The 17,467-nt window shown below is 73.6% G+C and carries 18 protein-coding genes and 2 pseudogenes; 12 read left to right on the top strand and 8 right to left on the bottom strand.

The window, feature by feature from the left end:
* Positions 1 to 32: 32 nt before the first annotated feature.
* Positions 33 to 1,670 (bottom strand): ABC-F family ATP-binding cassette domain-containing protein, encoded by a 1,638-nt coding sequence (locus HUW36_RS03775; RefSeq protein WP_174526808.1) that lies wholly within the window; start codon positions 1,668 to 1,670, stop codon positions 33 to 35.
* An 85-nt stretch (positions 1,671 to 1,755) separates the two neighbouring features.
* Here HUW36_RS03775 and HUW36_RS03770 point away from each other — a divergent pair, with 85 nt between their 5' ends.
* The 3 genes from HUW36_RS03770 (at position 1,756) to HUW36_RS03760 (ending at position 3,285) form a co-directional block, all read left to right on the top strand.
* Positions 1,756 to 2,526 (top strand): ROK family protein, encoded by a 771-nt coding sequence (locus HUW36_RS03770; RefSeq protein WP_174526807.1) that lies wholly within the window; start codon positions 1,756 to 1,758, stop codon positions 2,524 to 2,526.
* A gap of 85 nt (positions 2,527 to 2,611) precedes the next feature.
* Positions 2,612 to 2,974 carry a tetratricopeptide repeat protein gene (locus tag HUW36_RS03765; RefSeq protein ID WP_174526806.1) on the top strand — a complete coding sequence of 121 codons (363 nt, stop codon included), beginning with the start codon at positions 2,612 to 2,614 and terminating at the stop codon, positions 2,972 to 2,974.
* Between the two features lie 56 nt (positions 2,975 to 3,030).
* Positions 3,031 to 3,285, top strand: a complete 255-nt coding sequence (locus HUW36_RS03760; RefSeq protein ID WP_013288724.1) for a Smr/MutS family protein — start codon at positions 3,031 to 3,033, stop codon at positions 3,283 to 3,285.
* A gap of 25 nt (positions 3,286 to 3,310) precedes the next feature.
* Here the strand turns inward: HUW36_RS03760 and HUW36_RS03755 are convergent, their stop codons facing one another.
* From HUW36_RS03755 to HUW36_RS03740, 4 genes and pseudogenes are all read right to left on the bottom strand, one after another.
* Positions 3,311 to 3,565: a hypothetical protein gene (locus tag HUW36_RS03755; protein WP_174526805.1), complete on the bottom strand. Its 255-nt coding sequence runs from the start codon at positions 3,563 to 3,565 to the stop codon at positions 3,311 to 3,313.
* A 7-nt stretch (positions 3,566 to 3,572) separates the two neighbouring features.
* Positions 3,573 to 4,022, bottom strand: coding sequence for a GNAT family N-acetyltransferase (locus tag HUW36_RS03750; protein ID WP_174526804.1), 450 nt, complete (start codon positions 4,020 to 4,022; stop codon positions 3,573 to 3,575).
* A 271-nt stretch (positions 4,023 to 4,293) separates the two neighbouring features.
* Positions 4,294 to 5,031, bottom strand: coding sequence for a hypothetical protein (locus HUW36_RS03745; RefSeq protein ID WP_174526803.1), 738 nt, complete (start codon positions 5,029 to 5,031; stop codon positions 4,294 to 4,296).
* Between the two features lie 102 nt (positions 5,032 to 5,133).
* Positions 5,134 to 5,835: pseudogene (locus HUW36_RS03740) on the bottom strand (peptidase); the annotation flags it as partial.
* Between the two features lie 401 nt (positions 5,836 to 6,236).
* Between HUW36_RS03740 and HUW36_RS03735 the strand changes: the two are divergent.
* Together HUW36_RS03735 and HUW36_RS03730 are read left to right on the top strand one after the other, a co-directional pair.
* Entirely contained in the window at positions 6,237 to 7,385 is a 1,149-nt protein-coding gene (locus HUW36_RS03735) for a carboxylate-amine ligase (RefSeq protein ID WP_174526802.1), read from the top strand.
* A 41-nt stretch (positions 7,386 to 7,426) separates the two neighbouring features.
* Entirely contained in the window at positions 7,427 to 8,806 is a 1,380-nt protein-coding gene (locus HUW36_RS03730) for an FAD-dependent oxidoreductase (RefSeq protein WP_174526821.1), read from the top strand.
* Positions 8,807 to 8,818: 12 nt separating this feature from the next.
* Here the strand turns inward: HUW36_RS03730 and HUW36_RS03725 are convergent, their stop codons facing one another.
* A complete protein-coding gene (locus tag HUW36_RS03725; protein WP_174526801.1) occupies positions 8,819 to 9,706 on the bottom strand; it encodes a LysR family transcriptional regulator in 888 nt (295 codons plus the stop codon).
* Positions 9,707 to 9,889: 183 nt separating this feature from the next.
* Between HUW36_RS03725 and HUW36_RS03720 the strand changes: the two genes are divergently transcribed.
* The 5 genes from HUW36_RS03720 (at position 9,890) to HUW36_RS03700 (ending at position 14,772) form a co-directional block, all read left to right on the top strand.
* Positions 9,890 to 10,678 (top strand): GNAT family N-acetyltransferase, encoded by a 789-nt coding sequence (locus tag HUW36_RS03720; RefSeq protein ID WP_174526800.1) that lies wholly within the window; start codon positions 9,890 to 9,892, stop codon positions 10,676 to 10,678.
* Between the two features lie 197 nt (positions 10,679 to 10,875).
* Complete coding sequence (locus HUW36_RS03715; RefSeq protein ID WP_174526799.1) at positions 10,876 to 11,298, top strand: hypothetical protein; 423 nt, start codon at positions 10,876 to 10,878, stop codon at positions 11,296 to 11,298.
* Positions 11,295 to 12,236 carry an ATP-binding cassette domain-containing protein gene (locus tag HUW36_RS03710; protein ID WP_174526798.1) on the top strand — a complete coding sequence of 314 codons (942 nt, stop codon included), beginning with the start codon at positions 11,295 to 11,297 and terminating at the stop codon, positions 12,234 to 12,236. The genes HUW36_RS03715 and HUW36_RS03710 overlap by 4 nt, the downstream gene beginning before the upstream one ends.
* Positions 12,233 to 12,982: an ABC transporter permease gene (locus HUW36_RS03705; RefSeq protein WP_174526797.1), complete on the top strand. Its 750-nt coding sequence runs from the start codon at positions 12,233 to 12,235 to the stop codon at positions 12,980 to 12,982. Before HUW36_RS03710 ends, HUW36_RS03705 begins: the two co-directional genes overlap by 4 nt.
* A 155-nt stretch (positions 12,983 to 13,137) precedes the next feature.
* A complete protein-coding gene (locus tag HUW36_RS03700) occupies positions 13,138 to 14,772 on the top strand; it encodes a TlrC/CarA/OleB/SrmB family ABC-F type ribosomal protection protein (RefSeq protein WP_174526796.1) in 1,635 nt (544 codons plus the stop codon).
* A 13-nt stretch (positions 14,773 to 14,785) separates the two neighbouring features.
* Here the strand turns inward: HUW36_RS03700 and HUW36_RS34950 are convergent.
* Positions 14,786 to 14,962, bottom strand: a pseudogene (locus tag HUW36_RS34950) (NmrA family transcriptional regulator); the annotation flags it as partial.
* Between the two features lie 138 nt (positions 14,963 to 15,100).
* On the opposite strand from HUW36_RS34950, the gene HUW36_RS03690 reads away from it, so the two are divergent.
* Both HUW36_RS03690 and HUW36_RS03685 read left to right on the top strand, forming a co-directional pair.
* The gene (locus HUW36_RS03690; RefSeq protein WP_217428762.1) at positions 15,101 to 15,370 is read left to right on the top strand and encodes a hypothetical protein; all 270 of its coding nucleotides are present in this window, start codon (positions 15,101 to 15,103) and stop codon (positions 15,368 to 15,370) included.
* Positions 15,371 to 15,430: 60 nt separating this feature from the next.
* Positions 15,431 to 16,303, top strand: coding sequence for an aminoglycoside phosphotransferase family protein (locus HUW36_RS03685; RefSeq protein WP_174526795.1), 873 nt, complete (start codon positions 15,431 to 15,433; stop codon positions 16,301 to 16,303).
* Between the two features lies 1 nt (position 16,304).
* On the opposite strand, the gene HUW36_RS03680 is transcribed toward HUW36_RS03685, so the two are convergent.
* Positions 16,305 to 17,114 (bottom strand): Fpg/Nei family DNA glycosylase, encoded by an 810-nt coding sequence (locus tag HUW36_RS03680; RefSeq protein ID WP_174526794.1) that lies wholly within the window; start codon positions 17,112 to 17,114, stop codon positions 16,305 to 16,307.
* Positions 17,115 to 17,467 lie beyond the last annotated feature (353 nt).

Here is a 17,467-nt window from a genome sequence, read left to right as displayed (position 1 = left end):
ATTGTGGCCCCGCGCGCGCCGGTCGGCACGGATCAATCCTCGGCGATCCGTCCGTCGGCCACGCGCAGCCGCCGGTTCACGCTCACCGCGTCCAGCATCCGCCGGTCGTGGGTCACCAGCAGCAGCGTGCCCGGGTAGGTGGCCAGCGCCGACTCCAGCTGCTCGATCGCGGCCAGGTCGAGGTGGTTGGTCGGCTCGTCGAGCACCAGCAGGTTCACCCCGCGCCCTTGGAGCAGGGCCAGCGCTGCGCGGGTCCGCTCGCCCGGGGACAGCGTCGCCGCCGGCCGCAGCACGTGGTCGGCGCGCAGGCCGAACTTGGCCAGCAGCGTCCGCACATCCGCCGGCGCGAGATCTCCTACGGCGGCGCCGAACGCGTCGAGCAGCGGCTGGTCGCCGAGGAACAGCCCTCGGGCCTGGTCCACCTCGCCGACCACCACGCCCGGGCCGAGCGCGGCGTGGCCCGCGTCCAGCGGCAGTCGGCCCAGCAGCGCGGCCAGCAACGTGCTCTTGCCGGAGCCGTTCGCCCCGGTGATCGCCACCCGGTCGGCCCAGTCGATCTGGAGGTCCACCGGGCCGAGCGTGAAGTCGCCCCGGCGTACCACCGCTTGCCGCAGCGAGGCCACGACGGCGCCGGCGCGGGGCGCGGCGGCGATCTCCATCCGCAGCTCCCACTCCTTGCGCGGCTCCTCGACCACGTCCAACCGCTCGATCAGCCGGGCGGTCTGCTTGGCCTTGGCCGCCTGCTTCTCGGTGGACTCGGCCCGGAACTTGCGGCCGATCTTGTCGTTGTCGGTGGCCTTGCGCCGGGCGTTCTTCACGCCCTTCTCCATCCACGCCCGCTGGGTCCGGGCGCGCGCCTCCAGGTCGGCCTTCGTCTCGGCGTACTCCTCGAACTCCTCGCGGGCGTGCCGGCGCGCCACCTCCCGCTCCTCCAGGTAGGCCGCGTAGCCGCCGCCGTAGTGCTTGACCTGGCCCTGGTGCAGGTCCAGCTCGACGATCCGGTTGACCGTGCGGGTGAGGAACTCGCGGTCGTGGCTGACCAGCACGGCGCCGGCGCGCAGCCCGGTGACGAACCGTTCCAGCCGGTCCAGCCCGGCCAGGTCGAGGTCGTTCGTGGGCTCGTCGAGCAGGAAGATGTCGTAGCGGCTGAGCAGCAGCGAGGCCAGCCCGGCCCGGGCCGCCTGCCCGCCGGACAGGCCGGTCATCGGGTGGTCCAGGCCGACGTCCAGGCCCAGCTCCGCGGCGACTTGCGCGGCCCGCTCGTCCAGGTCCGCGCCGCCCAGGTCGAGCCACCGTTCCAGGGCGGTCGCGTACGCGTCGTCGGCGCCGGCCGCGCCGGTGGTCAGCGCCTCGGTGGCGGCGTCCAGCGCGGCCTGCGCGTCGGTCACGCCGGTACGCCGGGCCAGGAAGTCCTGGACCGTCTCGCCGGGCCGGCGCTCCGGCTCCTGCGGCAGGTAGCCGACCGTGGCGGTGGGCGGGTTCAACGCCACCGACCCCTGCTCCCGGGGCTGGAGCCCGGCCAGCGTCCGCAGCAGCGTGGACTTGCCGGCGCCGTTGACCCCGACCAGGCCGACCACGTCGCCGGGCGCGACGACCAGGCTCAGGTCGGAGAAGAGAAGGCGGTCACCGTGGCCGGCGGTGAGGTCCTTGGCGATCAACGTGGCGCTCATCAGGGAACCGAGCCTACCGGCGGGCGCCTCCGGATTACCGTGACCCGCGCTCGGGGCGGACGCGGTCTGAGGGAGACTCACAGCCGTGGCGACCACACTGGCGATCGACTGCGGGGGCGGCGGGATCAAGGCCTCCGTGCTGGACGCCGCCGGGACCATGCGGGCCCGGCCGTTGCGCGTGCCCACGCCGTACCCCCTGCCTCCCAGCCTGTTCGTGACGACGCTGCGGGATCTCGGCGCCCGGCTGCCCGCCGCGGACCGGCTCACCGTCGGCATGCCCGGCATGATCCGGCACGGCGTGGTGGTGGCCACGCCGCACTACGTGACCCGCTCCGGGCCGCGCAGTCGCGTCGACCCGGACCTGGTCGCGGAGTGGTCCGGGTACGACGCGCGCGCCGCGCTGGCCGAGGCGTTCGGCGTACCCGCGCTGGTCCTCAACGACGCCGAGGTGCACGGCGCCGGCGTGGTCGCCGGCACCGGGTGCGAGCTGGTCCTGACGCTCGGCACCGGGCTGGGCAGCGCGCTCTTCGACGGCGGGGTGCTCGCCCCGCACCTGGAGCTGTCGCACGCGCCGGTGCGCTGGAACACCACCTACGACACGTACGTGGGCGAGCCGGAACGGCGCCGCCTGGGCGACGCGTTCTGGTCCCGGCGGATCCGGCAGGTGGTGGACGGCCTGCGGCCGGTGTTCCGCTGGGACCGGCTGTATCTCGGCGGGGGCAACTCGCGGCTGATCCGGCCGGAACAGGTGGCCCGGATGGGGGACGACGTCGTGGTCGTCCCGAACACGGCCGGAATCGTGGGCGGTGTCCGGGCCTGGGACCTGGTGGGCGACAGGTACGACCCGAGACCCTGATCTCCACCCGTGGAACACTCGCGCTCGCGCCGGTGTTGTGCCAGCGTCGGACAAAGGGCTGACGCGACACGAGGAGGTGGGTCAAGTGGACCTTCTGGCGGAGTACCGGCGGGCGACCATGTTCTTCGACTCCGGGGACCCGTCCGGGGCGGCCCGGCTGCTCGAACCGATCATCGAGGCGGAGCCGGACAACTCCTCGGTCCGGCAGCTGCTGGCCCGGGCGTACTTCCAGTCGGCGCAGCTCAACCGCGCCGAGGAGCAGTTGCGCGAGCTGGTCGACCGGGACCCGAGCGACCACTACGCGCACCACGTGCTGGGTCGGACGCTGGAGCGGATGAACCGGCCGGCCGACGCGCTGCGGCACCTGCGCATCGCGGCGGCCATGTACTCGACGAACACCGACTACACGACGGCGCTGCGCCGGGTGGAGGGCAAGGTCGGTCGTTGAGCCCCGTCGAAGGGCAGCCCGGGTGGGCTGCCCTTCGGCGTACCTAGGATGGACTGGTGAAGCTGAAGCTCGATCTCCACGACATCTACAACAAGGGCCACGACATCGACCGCGCGCTGCGCGGGATCATGGACGAGGCCGTGGCGAAGAAGGCCACGCTCGTGGAGATCATCCCGGGCAAGGGCTCCGGCGCGCTCAAGAAGAAGGTGCTGCGCTTCCTCGACCAGAAGGACGTCAAGCAGCTCTACCACCGGGTCGAGAAGGACTCGAAGAACTTCGGCCGCCTCTTCGTCCACTTCCGCTGGAAGTGACCTGCCCGGCGCTTGATCAACTCCACTACGCCGAAATGGCGGCATCCCGACGGCTCGGATACGGCCATCTCCCCGAAGTGGTGTTCTCCGTCACCGCGTCGTAATCGCGGCCGGTCAGGAGCGCCTCCAGCGTGCCGAGTTGCACAGTCGGCTGGATCCCCTTCAGCTCGACCACCTCGAGACCGGGATCGGGCGCGGAGCCCGGGCCGCCCGGGACGTCGGCGACCGCGGCGGCAGCCTCGTCGTCCGGCGCCGAGAAGTAGTCGCAGAGGATTCCCACGGCCGGCTCAGAGGTCCCGGGCGGCGACCGTCTGGCCGCCACTGCGCTCGCCGGTCGGCCGGAAACCCAGCTTCAGGTAGAACGGCTCCGGTCCGCCGGGGCGGGGCTCCCAGGTGACGTACGCCCGGTCGCCGCCCCGGGCCCGGATCTCCGCGCACACCGCGTCGACGGCGAACCGGCCGTAGCCGTGGCCCTGCGCGTCGGCCGCGATGTTCAGCCGCCACAGTCCGGCCCGGACGTCGTCCGGGCGGTCGTTCCAGGCGATGTCGAAGAACGCCATGAGGAAACCGACGAGCCGGTCCCCGTCGTAGATCACCCTCGGCCAGGCGTGCTCCGGGAAGACGTACGCCTCGGCCAGCGACTTGACCACCGGCGCCACCAGATCCTCCTGGTCGGGGCGCACCGACAGGCCGAGGGCCGCCTCGTAGTTGTCCGGGGTGATCGTCTCCAGCCGCATGCGGCGCAGCGTAGCGAGCGGGTGTGCGCCCGGCGACCGGGTATCTCTGGACCGCGTCCGCGCAGCCGGCCATCATGCTCGGATGGCTGAGTTGATCGTGGAGATCCACGGTCCGCGGGTGCGCTGACCCGTGCCGGCCGGGAGGGGAGCGCGGGCGAACAGGCCCGCATCCGCGATTCCGGACCTGCCGACCTCGACGTCGGGGTGGAGCCAGCAGTCGGCGTCGGGCGCGTGCCACATGCGATGACGATGGCCCGCTTCGCCATCCGGTTCAACCGGTGGCGCCGCGCAGGTGGGTGTGCAGGCGCCGGTACTCCTCCGGCGTGCCGATGGCGGAGCGGTGCTGCGGATGGGCGACGTAGTGGCTGATCACGGCGGCGAGGAAGCGGGCGTCGACGCCGTCGGTGGGCAGCCTGGGGCGGCCCACCACCAGGCCGTGCCGCCGCACCAGCTCGGGCCTCGCGACGGTCAGCGGGAGCCGTATCGACGACCGGCCGTCGTCGCCTGGCGCCTCGGCGGCCGGCCCGGCCGCCCACGGGACGGTGCGCGACCCGAGGAGACCCGTCACGTGTAGGCCCTCCGGGTCCAGCCGCACGTCGTGCCCGCGCACCGCCGCCCTGACCACCAGCGCGATCAGCGCGAGCCAGAGCACGCCGAGGACGGCGTCGATGGTGGTGTCGATGCCCGCCTCGGCGGAGCGCAGGTACGCGCCGACGGTCGTGGAGGCCTGTCCGAGGAGGCCCAGGGCGAGCAGGACCCGCCACCCTGCCACCGGTGGGGAGAAGGACAGTGGTCGCGGCAGCGCCACCAGCGCGGCGGGCCGGTTTCCCAGCGTGACGATCGCCAGGATCAGGGCGGTCAGGGCGAGGGCGAGGACCGGCAGGAGCAACGCCCGTGCCAGGTCGGGCGCGTACCCCATCGCCACGGCGTTGCCGGCCGCCACCAGCAGACCCACCACCAGGACGGGACGTCGGTGCCGCGCCACGGCGGTGGAGAACGCGTCGATCACGCCCGTGACCCTACGATCCGGCGGCCACCCCGCTGGCGGCCGAGCTGGCGGGCTCCCAGCCCTCCGGCACCCGGTGGGTCACCACGACCACCGGCTTGTCCATCAGAGAGAGTACGTGCGCGCCACCGCCAGCATCTCCGAGCTGTGCGAGCCGACCACGCCCACGTCCGCCGGCCGGGCCCGGAAGCCGGGCAGCGAGGACAGGCCGTCGCTGGCGTCCATGGCCCGCAGATTCACCGGGCCGTCGCCCGTGGGCGCCAGCGTCAGCGTCACCTCGATGCCCTCCGGCGGCGGGGCGTGGAAGACGACGCCGAACCCCCACCGGCCCTCGCGTGCCTTGACCGGCACCTCCCGCCCGGCCACCGTGGCGGCCCGCACGGTCGCGGCGGTGGTGTCCACGTGCAGCGTCAGCAGCCGTACCGGCCGCTGCGGCGTGACCCGCACCCGCAGCACGCGCTGGTCACCGCTGCGGGTGTCGGAGAGCGTCTCCAGCTTCGGCGCCGGCAGGGAGGCCGCCTCGGCCGGGCCGGCGCGCAGCTCCCCGTCGCCCAGGCCGGGGAAGTCGTCGGCCACCGAGATGCTCCGGTCGACGTACCCGTCGGTCCAGGGCTGCGGCGCCTCCTCGTGGCTGAGCCAGGCCGCCTTGCCGGTGCCGGCGTCGAGCGCGTACATCAGGTGGGTCGGCACGGGGTGGTCGGCGTCGAAACGGTCCACGGTCAGGCCGACCCCGGCGAGCACCACCGCGGCCAGCGCGGCGGCCGTGGCGGGCAGCGCGCCGAGCCGGCGGGCCCGCAGCGCGAGCAGGGTGGCCAGCAACAGCGCGGCGGCGACCGCCGCACCGGCGAGCAGCCCGACCGGCCGGTCCGCGAACAGGGCGAGGCCATAGGCCCAGAGCCCCGTCAGCACCCCCAGCATCCCCGCCACGAACACCACCGTAGCCTCCCGTGTCACGTCCGGAGTGCCCGTTCGCACCACCTCGCCGAGCTGGCGCAATCCCCTCCCGCCCGACCCGCGCGGCCCGGACCCGCCACTACGGCGAGGTGGCGGTATCGAAGCCCGCCTGATCCCCCCACCTCCCCGAACTGGTGCGGGTTCCTCCACCAGAGCCGGCCCGACACGCCGCCCGGGCGTTTCCGGGCGACGACACGGTGGGTAACAGGGCCTCGACCACGCGGCACGGTGCCGTGGCCGGTCGGGAGGAAGCGGTGGTGACGATGAGCGGCTCAGTGGCGGAGCGGGAACGGAACGCCGCACCGGGCGGAACGGAACTGCTGACGGTCGGTGTGGAGGAGGAGTTCCTGCTCGCCGACCCGCACACCGGCGCCGCCGTACCCGCCGTCGACCTGGTGATGGAGCAGGTGCCGGCCGAGCTGCGAGGTCAGGTGGAGCGCGAGTTCCAGACCAGCCAGATCGAGATCGGCAGCCCACCCGGGCTGGAGCTGTCGTCGATCCGGCACTCGCTGGCGATGCTCCGCACCGAGCTGGCCGACGCCGCCGAGCGGGCCGGCGTACGGTTGCTGGCCATCGGCACCGGCCCGGTCGACGGCCCGGTGCCCCCGGTGGTGGACAAGCCCCGCTTCGACCGGATGATCGAGCGGTTCCGGCTGCTGGTGCCCGGCCCCGGTAACAACGGCATGCACGTGCACGTCGGCATCCCGGACCCGGACACCGGCGTGCACGTGCTCAACCACGTCCGCCCCTGGCTGCCCATCCTGCACGCGGTCACCGCCAACTCCCCGTTCTCCCGGGGTGAGGACACCGGCTACGCGAGCTGGCGCTCGGTCGAGTGGGAACGCTGGCCGTCGGTGGCGCCCACCCCCTTCCTGGAGTCGCACGAGCACTACGAGCGCCTGATCCGCCAGCTCATCGCCAGCGGCGTGATGCTGGACGAGGGGATGCTCTACTGGTACGCCCGGCTCTCCGCGAAGTACCCGACCGTGGAGATCCGCATCGGCGACGTCTGTCCCTCGGTGGACGACGCGGTGCTGGTCGCGGCGCTGGTCCGCGCACTCGTGGCGACCGCGCTGACCGACATCGCGGCCGGTCGACCCGCCGTCAACACCGACCACCACCTGCTGGTCGCGGCGCACTGGCGGGCCGCCCACGACGGGCTGGAGGGCGACGGCGTCGACCTCACCGACGGCGAGCTGCGCCCGGCCTGGGAGCTGCTGGACCGGCTGGTCGACCGGCTCCGCCCGGAACTGGCACGGCACGGCGACCTCGACCGGGTGACCGAGCTGCTGGGCGGCCTGCGCCGGCACGGCAGCGGCGCGGCCCGGCAGCGGGCGGTGTTCGCGCGTACCGGCCGGTTGGTCGACGTGGTCACGGACGTGGCCCGGCAGACCCGTGGCTGAGCGGCCGCCCGGCCGGGGCCCGGCGTGACAGGATGAGCGGCGTGGCGGAGCGGATGATCGTCGTCGGCGGGGACGCCGCCGGCATGTCGGCGGCGTCCCAGGCGCGACGCCGCCGCGACCGGGCGGACCTGGAGATCGTCGCGTTCGAGCGGGGCCACTTCACGTCCTACTCGGCCTGCGGCATCCCCTACTGGATCAGCGGCCTGGTGCCGGAACGCGACCAACTGGTGGCCCGCACCCCGGACGCCTTCCGCGACGACTTCGACATCGACGTCCGGATGCGGCACGAGGTCACCGCGATCGACCTCGACCGCCGCGAGGTGGTCGCGCGCGACCTCGACGGCGACCGTGAGGTCCGCGTCGGCTTCGACACCCTGGTCTACGCCACCGGCGCCCGCCCGGTGCAGCCGGAGTGGGCACGCGACGACGTGGCCGGGGTGTTCGGCGTGCAGACGCTCGACGACGGCGCCGCGCTGCTCGACTGGCTCGAACGCGAACCCCGGCCCCGGCACGCGGTGGTGGTCGGCGGCGGCTACGTCGGGGTGGAGATGGCCGAGGCGCTGGTGCAGCGCGGGCTCTCGGTGCAGCTGGTCGAGCAGGCCGCGCAGCCGATGTCCACGGTCGACCCGGACATGGGCGAGCTGGTGGCCGAGGCGATGCGGGGCACCGGCATCGGCATCCGCACCGGGATGGAGGTCACCGGCCTCAAGGAGCGGGACGGGCGGATCGCCGCGGTGGTCACCACCGAGGGGCCGATCCCGGCCGACGTCGTGGTGCTGGGTCTGGGCGTACGCCCGAACACCGCGCTCGCCGAGGCGGCCGGCCTGCCGATCGGCCCGTCCGGCGGGATCCGGGTGGACCGCCGGATGCGGGTGCCCGGCGTACCAGGCGTGTGGGCGGCCGGCGACTGCGTGGAGAGCCTGCACCGGGTCAGCGGCATGCCGGTGCACGTGCCGCTCGGCACGCACGCCAACAAGCAGGGCCGGGTGATCGGGATCAACATCGGTGGCGGGTACGCCACCTTCCCCGGCGTGATCGGCACCGCCGTGACCAAGGTGTGCGAGCTGGAGGTCGGCCGCACCGGGCTGCGCGAGCGGGACGCCGCCGATGCCGGCTTCGAGTTCGTCACCGTGCTGGCCGAGTCGACCAACCGGGCCGGCTACTACCCGGGCGCCCAGCAGATGACCGTGAAGCTGATCGCCGAACGGCCCAGCGGGCGGCTGCTCGGAGCGCAGATCGTCGGCCGCTCCGAGGCGGCCAAACGGATCGACGCGTTGGCCGTGGCGCTCTGGAACGGCATGACGGTGGACGAGATGACCGCGCTCGACCTGGGCTACGCCCCGCCGTACGCCCCGGTCTGGGACCCGGTGCTGATCGCCGCCCGCAAGGCCGTCGACGCTCTGGCCGGCACCGGTCGCTGACCGCGGGGCCGGCTAGGTCGGCCGCCGTGGCTCCGTGGCGGCCCGGACGAAGGCGCGGACCAGGGCGGTCTCCCCGCCGTTGCGCCACACCGGCGCGTAGTGCAACACCGGTCCGTCCGTGATGGGCAGGAAGACGATGTCGCCCCGCTGCCGGGTGGATGCCACGTCCGATCCGATCGGCGACACGACCGTGCCGCCGGCGATCGCGCGGAACGCCTCCTCCAGGGTGACCACGCCCGTGCCGCGTCGGACGGGCCGCCCGGACGGTGTCCTGGACGGGGTGTGCGCCTCCCACACGTAGTCGGGAATGGGTCCCTCGGGGTGGACCACCGGATGATCGCCGAGATCCTCCAGCTCGACCTCGCTCCGGCCGGCCAGCGGGTGGTCGGCGGCGACCGCCAGGACCAGGGCCTCGTGGTGCAGGACCGGTCCGACCGTGAGGTCGGGCTCGCGGACGGGCAGCCAGAGGATCCCGATGTCGACCGCACCGGCCCGCAGCGGTCCGAACGGGTCGGTGGGCAGGATCTCGCGCAGGCGCAGCTCGCACTGCGGGTGCCGCTGCCGGAACAGGTCGATGGCGGCCTCGACCGCCAGGTAGTGGGTGGCCATCGTGCCCACGGTCAGCGTGCCGGCCTGGCCGCGGGCGATGGCGGCGGCCTCCTCGATGCCGGACATGATCTCGTCGTAGCCGGCGCGGAGGCGGTCCCGCAGCCGCTCGCCGAGCGGAGTGAGCCGGACGGCGCGGCTCGTACGCTCGAACAGGCCCCCGCCGATCCGGCGCTCCTGCTGCTTGATCGACTGACTGACCCGCGACTGCGACACGTGCAGGCGTTCCGCCGTGCGACCGAAGTGGAGTTCCTCGGTCAGCGTCAGGAAGATCTCGATGTCACGTAGTTCCACCTGGCGGCCCTGTCTCCGATCGTCGCGCCTCGGACGGAAGTCTAGGCCGCGGCGGCGACCCGTCGCCCGCGCGCACCCGGGCCACCGGCCGCCGTGGCCCGGCGTCGATCGATTACCCGTGGCTAATGCGGCGGTGCGATCTTCTGCGTTGTTCGGCAGGGGCGGCCGGCCGAAGGTGGACGCATGAGCGAAGGCCGGATCGACATCGTGAGGGAGCCGGGTCACCCCGGCGTCGCGCGATGGCACGCCGTGACCCTCCCCGGCCTGGTGGCGGGGGTCGCCGGCCTGCGTCCGGTCGTGCCGTTCGAGTGCGGGCCGCCGCCGCCGGCGGGCACTCTCGAACTCAGCCTGCACGTGGAGCCGCCGTGGCGCCGACGGGGGATCGGCTCTCGACTGCTGGCCGCCGCCGGTGCGCACGCCGCGGGCCGGCGGCTGGTCGCCGAGGTCGCGGCGGGCTCGGCCGGGGAGTCGTTCGGTGTCCGGCACGGCTTCCGGCGCACCGGATCCTGGGGGCACGACCTGCTCACCTACTGCGACGTCCACCACGCCTGGCTGGGTGAGTTGGTCGACGTCGAGCACCAGGGATACCGCCTGCGCCACTGGACCGGAGACCCGTGCGGCGCGACGAGCGTCGAGCAGTTGCTCCGGCGCCCGAGCCGCCCCGGCGACGCGGTGCTGAGCGCGGCGGAGGCGGACGGCGACCTGGTCGCCTACGTCCTGGCGAGGAGCGACGGTGCGCGGCCACGACGCGCCCGCCAGTACGGGCCGGCCGTGCACGTCGGCCATCGCGGGCGGCGACTGGGCCTGTGGGTCAACGCCGCTCTGCTCAAGCGGATACGGGAGACCCACCCGGACGTCGAAGAGCTCGAGACCCGTATCGCCCACGACGACCCGGCCCAGCTGGCCCTGCGTCGGCACCTGGGCTTCCGACCTCTCGGGCGGAGTATCCGCTACGAGATCACCCTGCCGTAACCCGCGTCCCCGACCACCACGACAGCGGCGCGCGGAGCCCACGCGCGTCATCGAGGAGAGGTTTGTCATGAAAGGTGCGGTACGCCCGCGAGACTGCGTCGTCCCGTCCGGAGGCAGAGACCCCCCGCACCATCGCGGCCCGCCGCTCACCCCTTCCTCCGAATCCGGCCTACGTCACCCTTCAGGAGTCCGTCACCATGTCCGTCAACCTTTCCGCCCACGACAAACTCACGCTCCGAACAGCCGCGTACGGCGCCGTCACGCTGCTGTCGGCCGCCGGAGCCGCCGGTGGCTCACCCCACCGGATCGCCACCGACGGATCCATCGCCCTGGCCTCGGCAACCGGCCCGGTCGGACACGTGCTCGCCGAGAAGTCGACAGGCGTGGACCTCGGCGGCAGGTCGGTGGCCGAGATCGCCGACCGCGTGCTGCCGGCACTGACCGAGGCGATGCGCCTGCTCGCTCAGCAGGACCCGAGCGAGGCCGACAACTTCCGCCGCACCGTCGTCGTCGCCCTCGACGCGGGCGTGCGGAGTCGGCGGGGCGAGCCCGGCCCCGCCCTCACCGACATGATCGACAAGATCGTCGCGGCCCTCGACGCCGCCGAGGTGACCACGTGACGGCCCCGGCGATCTCGGTCTCGGGCCTGCGCAAGGCGTACAAGGACAAGTGCGTCCTCGACGGCGTCGACTTCGAGGTCCGCGCCGGCACCGTGTTCTCCCTGCTCGGCCCCAACGGCGCGGGCAAGACGACCACGGTCAACGTGCTGACCACCCTGCTGGAGGCCGACGGGGGCACGGTGCGTGTCGCCGGCCACGACCTCGCCACCGACGCCAGTGCGGTCCGCGCCGCGATCGGCGTCACCGGCCAGTTCGCGGCCGTCGACGAGTTGCTGACCGGCCGGGAGAACCTCCAGCTGATGGTCGACCTCAACCGGAGGGTCGCCGGCGACGGCAAGCGGATCGTCGCGGACCTGTTGGACCGGTTCGAGCTGGCCGCCTCGGCGGACAAGCCGGCCTCCACCTACTCCGGCGGCATGCGCCGCAAGCTCGACCTGGCCATGACGCTGGTCGGCGATCCGCAGATCATCTTCCTCGACGAGCCGACGACGGGCCTGGACCCGCGCAGTCGCCGCACCATGTGGTCGATCGTGCGTGACCTGGTCGCCGACGGTGTCACCGTCTTCCTCACCACGCAGTACCTGGAGGAGGCCGACCAGTTGGCCGACCGTGTCGCGGTGCTCGACCGCGGCCGCCTGGTCGCGCAGGGCACGCCCGAGGAGCTCAAGCGCCTCATCCCTGGAACCCACGTACGCCTGCGGTTCGCCACCGCCGCCGACCTCGACGCCGCCGCGGGGGTCTTCCCCGAGGCGGCCCGCGACGACGACGCGCTGGCCCTGCGGGTGCCCGCCGACGGCGGCACGAAGTCGCTGCGGGCCCTGCTGGACCGACTCGACGAGCACTCCCTCAGCGCCGAGGGGTGCTCCGTGCACACCCCCGATCTCGACGATGTCTTCCTCGCCCTGACGGGCCACCCGACGGAGGTGGACGGGAAATGAGCGCCAACTCCCACTCGCTGGTCATGCTGCGCCGCAACGTCAGGCACCTGAGCCGGAACCCGACGTCGGTGTTCAACGCCGTCCTGATGCCGATCATCATCATGCTGATGTTCGTCTACATGTTCGGTGACGCCTTCGACGTCGGCGTCGACTACATCGACTACGCGACACCGGGCCTGATCCTGCTGGCCGTCTGCTACGGGTTGGGCGGCACCGCGACGGCGGTGAACTCCGACATGACCAAGGGCATCATCAACCGGTTCAAGGTCATGGACGTCTCTCGCGGCGCGGTCCTGGCCGGCCACGTCATCGCCAGCCTGCTGACCAACCTGATCGCCGTCGGGGCGCTCGTCGGGGTGGCCTTCCTGCTGGGGTTCAGCCCGAAGGCCGGCCTGGTCGACTGGCTGGCGGTGGGCGGCGTCACGGTGCTGCTCGCGTTCGCGGCGGGCTGGTTCACCGTCGCGCTGGGGTTGTCCGCGAAGTCGCCGGAGACGGCGGGCATGGCCGCCGTGCCGCTGGTCATGCTCCCGTTCTTCAGCAGCGCGATCGTACCGGCCGAGAAGATGGGCCCGGGCCTGCGGCAGTTCGCCGAGTACCAGCCCTTCACGCCGATCATCGAGACCGTGCGCGGGCTGCTCGACGGCGCGCCCGACACCACCGACGCGACCGTCGCGGTCGCCTGGTGCGTGGCCATCGCGCTCGTCGGTTACCTGTGGGCGCGTTCGACCTTCCGCAAGCGAGCGTGACCTCCACCGGTGGAGTTGTTCGCGGCGCCGCTCCGGCGGCCTGGCCCGACGGGGCGGCGCCACGGACGTCAGGACACCACCGGACCGAGAACGCCTGGCGGGCGGCACCCGCGCGCCAGGCGTGCATCCGGACCGACACGCGAGACAGGAGCGTTGTGCACACGTCGCAACTTTCGCTGCACCACATCGTCCGCCGCTACGACGAGCGCATCGTGCTGGACGCGGTGTCATTCAGCGTCCGACCCGGCGAGAAGGTCGGCGTCATCGGCGACAACGGCGCCGGCAAGTCGACCCTGTTGCGCCTGATCGCCGGCGTGGACCGCCCGGACAACGGCGACGTCACGGTGGTCGCCCCGGGCGGTGTCGGCTACCTGGCCCAGTCGCTGGAGCTGCCACCCCGGGCCTCGGTCCAGGACGCGATCGACCTCGCGCTGGCCGATCTTCGCGAGATGGAGTCGCTGATCACGCACGCCGAGGCGGGACTGGGCCGCCTGTCGGGGACCGCGCTCACCGCCGGCCTGGAGCGCTACGCCGGGCTGCTCTTCCGCTACGAGGCACGCGGCGGCTACGGCGCGGACACCCGGGTCGACAAGGCGATGCACCGGCTCGGCCTGCCGGATCTGGACCGTACGCGGGCGCTCGGCACGCTGTCCGGCGGGGAGCGTTCCCGCCTGGCGCTGGCCGCCACGCTGGCTTCCCAGCCGGAACTGCTGCTGCTCGACGAGCCGACCAACGACCTGGACGACCAGGCCGTGGGGTGGCTGGAGGAGCACCTGCGGCAGCACCGCGGCACGGTGCTCGCGGTCACCCACGACCGGGAGTTCCTCAGCCGGGTCGCCGACACGATCCTGGAGGTCGGTGAGGGCACCGTGACCCGCCACGGCGACGGTTACGACGGGTACCTGGCCACCAAGGCCGCCGAACGCCGACGTCGGTTGCAGGAGTACGAAGCCTGGCGCGACGAACTGGTCCGCAACCGGAGGCTGGCGGCCACCAACGCGTTCCGGCTCGCCGCGATCCCGCGGCGGACGCCGATGGCCAAGTTCGGGCACGGCGCCTTCCGGGCCCGGGGTCGTGACCACGGTGCGATGGGACGCATCCGCAACGCCAAGGAGCGCGTCGCGCGTCTCACCGGTGACCCGGTCGCGCCGCCACCCGACCCGCTCGTGTTCGCGGCCGACATCACCGGCGTCGGCCACGAGCCCCCGGAGACGGCCGCCGAGCTCACCGAGGTGCGCGTCACCGGCCGGCTGTACGTACCGTCACTGCGGATCGGCGGCGCCGACCGGCTGCTGGTCACCGGACCCAACGGCGCGGGCAAGTCCACCCTCCTCCGGCTCCTGGCCGGGGAACTGCGACCGGACCACGGCACGGTACGCACCCGGGGCCGGATCGGTCACCTGCGGCAGGAGATGACGCCGTGGCCGCCGGACCTGACGGTGTGGGAGGCGTTCGCGGACGGTCGGGCCGGTGACCCGGACGAGTTGCTGTCGCTGGGCCTGTTCCGGTCGACCGACCTGGGGTTGCGGGTGCGGGAGCTGTCCTACGGACAGCTCCGCCGGCTGGAACTGGCCCGCCTGGTCAGCAGGCCGGTCGACCTGCTGTTGCTGGACGAACCGACGAACCATCTCAGCCCGGCCCTGGTCGAGGAGTTGGAGCAGACGCTCGTCGACTACCCGGGCGCGGTGGTCGTCGTGACGCACGACCGCCGCACGCGTGCCCGGTTCGCCGGCGCTCACCTGCGGCTACGTGCCGGCCAGGTGGAACGGCCCGGCGGGCCGCTCCGCTGACGCCGGCGCAGGACTACCGCTGCTCGGCGAGCCACTCGTCGAAGGTGGTCGGCGCGATCCGGGCACCCGCATCAGGCAGCAGCACGTCGCCGGCCATCTCCGGGCCGAACGACGACGACCACGTCGGGACGAGCCTGACCCGGTGGCCGCGCTTCTCGTTGGTGCGCCGGGCCCTGTCGACCAGGTCCTGTACCCCGACCGAGCGTCGATCGCCGTCGCGCTCCTCGACGAACACGAGCGGGACCTGCAAGAACGCCTGCTGCGCGGCGAGCCGCCGCTCGGCCCCGGAGCGCCACCGGCCCATCGGCTGTCCGCCTTCTACTCCGCCATGGGCCGCCTGCTGGAAGAACACTCCCACCTGGTGCTCGGCTCCGAGGTGGGCCGCTCGCGCTTCGAGACCGGCGCGTACGGTTTCTGGCGCGCCCACGTCCGTACCCTCCTCACCGCCGCCGGCACCCCGGCACCGGACGCGCTGGTCGACGTCCTGCTCGCACCGCTGGCCCCGGAGGTGTACAGCTACCAGCGCAGAGTGCTCGACCTCAGTCCCGAGCAGATCACCCAGGCGTGGGACAGGCTCGCGGCGATCCTGGATCGGTAGCCGGACGGTCCGCTGACCGCTCGGGTTGTCCGTCAGGTCGGGCCCGACCAGGATGGCCGGATGCGGTGGGAGATCCCGGAGGGACTGCGCTGGGTCGAGCGGACCGAGGTCGGCCGGGCCTGGCTGGCGGAGCTGCCGGGCCGGCTGGCGGACTGCGTGGCGGAGTGGGAGCTGACGCTCGGCCCGCCGTTCGCGTACGCGTTCGCGTCGCTGGCCCTGCCGGCCGAGCTGCCGGACGGGACGCGGGCGGTGCTCAAGCTCCAGTACCCGGACGACGACAGCGTCCACGAGGCCACCGCGTTGGCGCACTGGGCCGGGCACGGCGCGATCCGGCTGCTCGCCCACGACGCCGGGCACCGGGCGCTGCTGGTCGAGCGGTGCGACCCCGGCACGCCGCTGCACGCGCTGCCGCCGGACGCCGCGCTCGACGTCGCGGTCGAGCTGCTCCCCCGGCTCGGGGTGCCGGCCGGGCCGCCGTTCACGTCGCTCGCCGAGGAGGCGGCCGGCTGGGCGGAGCGGATGCCGGGGAACTGGCGGCGGACCAACCGCCCGTACGAGCGGCGACTGCTCGACGCCGCGCTCGGGCTGCTCGCCGAACTGGCCCCGGACCAGGGTGAGCAGGTGCTGGTCAACCAGGACCTGCACGCCGGCAACGTGCTGGCCGCCGGCCGCGAGCCCTGGCTGGTCATCGACCCGAAGCCGCTGGTCGGCGAGCGGGAGTTCGCGGTGGTGCCGCTGGTGCGCGGCGCCGAGCTGGGGCACTCCCCGGCGGCGGTCCGGCACCGGCTCGACCGGCTCAGCGCCGAGCTGGGCCTGGACCGGGAGCGGGTGCGCGGCTGGGCGGTCGGCCAGACGTTGGCCTGGAGCATCGGCGGCGACCAGGTCTTCCCCGGCCAGGTCGAGACGGTCCGCTGGCTGCTGGACGAGGGGTGACTCAACCCGCCTGGCAGGTGGGGCACCAGTAGAGGTTGCGACCGGCGAGCGTGCCCCGGCGCACCTCGGTACCGCAGACGTGGCAGGGCGAGCCGGGACGGCGGTAGACGTAGACCTCGCCGCCGTGCCGGTCGACCCGGGGCGCCCGGCCCGTCGCCTCCGGCAGGTGCGCGTCGCGCACGGTGTCGATCCGGCCCCGCTCGACCGCGCGGGTCATCAGGACCACCAGGTCCGCCCAGAGGTCCGCCCATCCACCGGGCGTCAGGTCGCGGCCGGGCCGCAGCGGGGACAGGCCGGCGCGGAACAACGCCTCGGTGACGAAGATCAGGCCGGTGCCGGCCACCACGGACTGGTCCAGCAGCAGCGCGGCCAGCGGGGTGGGGCTGCGCCGGATCCGCGCGTACGCCCGGTCCGGGTCGGCGTCGGCGCGCAGCGGGTCGGGGCCGAGCCGGTCGCGCAGCGCCGCCACCTCGGGCGGGGTGAGCAGCTCGCAGGCGGTGGGCCCGCGCAGTTCCAGCCAGTGCCGGTCGCTGCGCAGGCGCAGCCGCACCTGCCCGACCGGCGGCGGTGACTCCCCCGACCCGTCGGCGAACCTGCCGTACAGCCCGAGGTGCACGTGCAGCGTCAGCTCACCGGCGTAGTGGTGCAGCAGGTGCTTGCCGTACGCCTCGGTGCCGTCGAGGACGGTGCCGCTGATCCGGGCCGCGCCCTCGGCGAAGCGACCCTGCGGGCTGTCGGCCTGCACCTTGTCGCCGGCGAACAGCTCGGCGTGCCGGGCGGCGAAGCGGTGGATGGTGTGTCCCTCTGGCACGACCGCCAAGGTTAGCCAGCCGGATCCGCCCCTGCCACGGGACGCCGTTGAATCGACGCCTGTCGAATGTCAGACTGGTCCCGTTCGCGCCCGGGAGCCGGTGCGAGCCGCTCGACCCCCGCCGGAGAGAGACGCACGGGGTGGTCCGTCACCCGGTGCCGGGCAGTCCTCTCCCCCGGGCCGTCCCGCTGGTCGCGCCGTGGCGCGGGGCCGCGCCGGGGAGATCGCGCGGCGGTGACGTGACCTGTCCCGTCCGGCGCCGGCCCACCCCGACGCCCGCAGTACCCAGGAGAACCCGATGGTTCGTACCTTCGGCGCGGCCCTGGCCGCCGCCCTCGCCCTGACCGGCCTGG

Origin of the sequence: Micromonospora maritima (genome assembly GCF_902825405.1) — a bacterium.
Lineage (GTDB): Bacteria > Actinomycetota > Actinomycetes > Mycobacteriales > Micromonosporaceae > Micromonospora > Micromonospora maritima.
The sequence above is the reverse complement of the archived record's forward strand: the minus strand, read 5'-3'. Positions and strand labels throughout refer to the sequence as shown.

Excerpts from the sequence above, each read along its gene's own strand:
- HUW36_RS03750 (WP_174526804.1), bottom strand. The coding sequence starts at position 4,022 with ATGCGGCTGGAGACGATCACCCCGGACAACTACGAGGCGGCCCTCGGC.
- HUW36_RS03685 (WP_174526795.1), top strand. The coding sequence starts at position 15,431 with ATGCGGTGGGAGATCCCGGAGGGACTGCGCTGGGTCGAGCGGACCGAG.
- HUW36_RS03715 (WP_174526799.1), top strand. The coding sequence starts at position 10,876 with ATGTCCGTCAACCTTTCCGCCCACGACAAACTCACGCTCCGAACAGCC.
- HUW36_RS03720 (WP_174526800.1), top strand. The coding sequence starts at position 9,890 with ATGAGCGAAGGCCGGATCGACATCGTGAGGGAGCCGGGTCACCCCGGC.
- HUW36_RS03690 (WP_217428762.1), top strand. The coding sequence starts at position 15,101 with ATGGGCCGCCTGCTGGAAGAACACTCCCACCTGGTGCTCGGCTCCGAG.
- HUW36_RS03705 (WP_174526797.1), top strand. The coding sequence starts at position 12,233 with ATGAGCGCCAACTCCCACTCGCTGGTCATGCTGCGCCGCAACGTCAGG.
- HUW36_RS03775 (WP_174526808.1), bottom strand. The coding sequence starts at position 1,670 with ATGAGCGCCACGTTGATCGCCAAGGACCTCACCGCCGGCCACGGTGAC.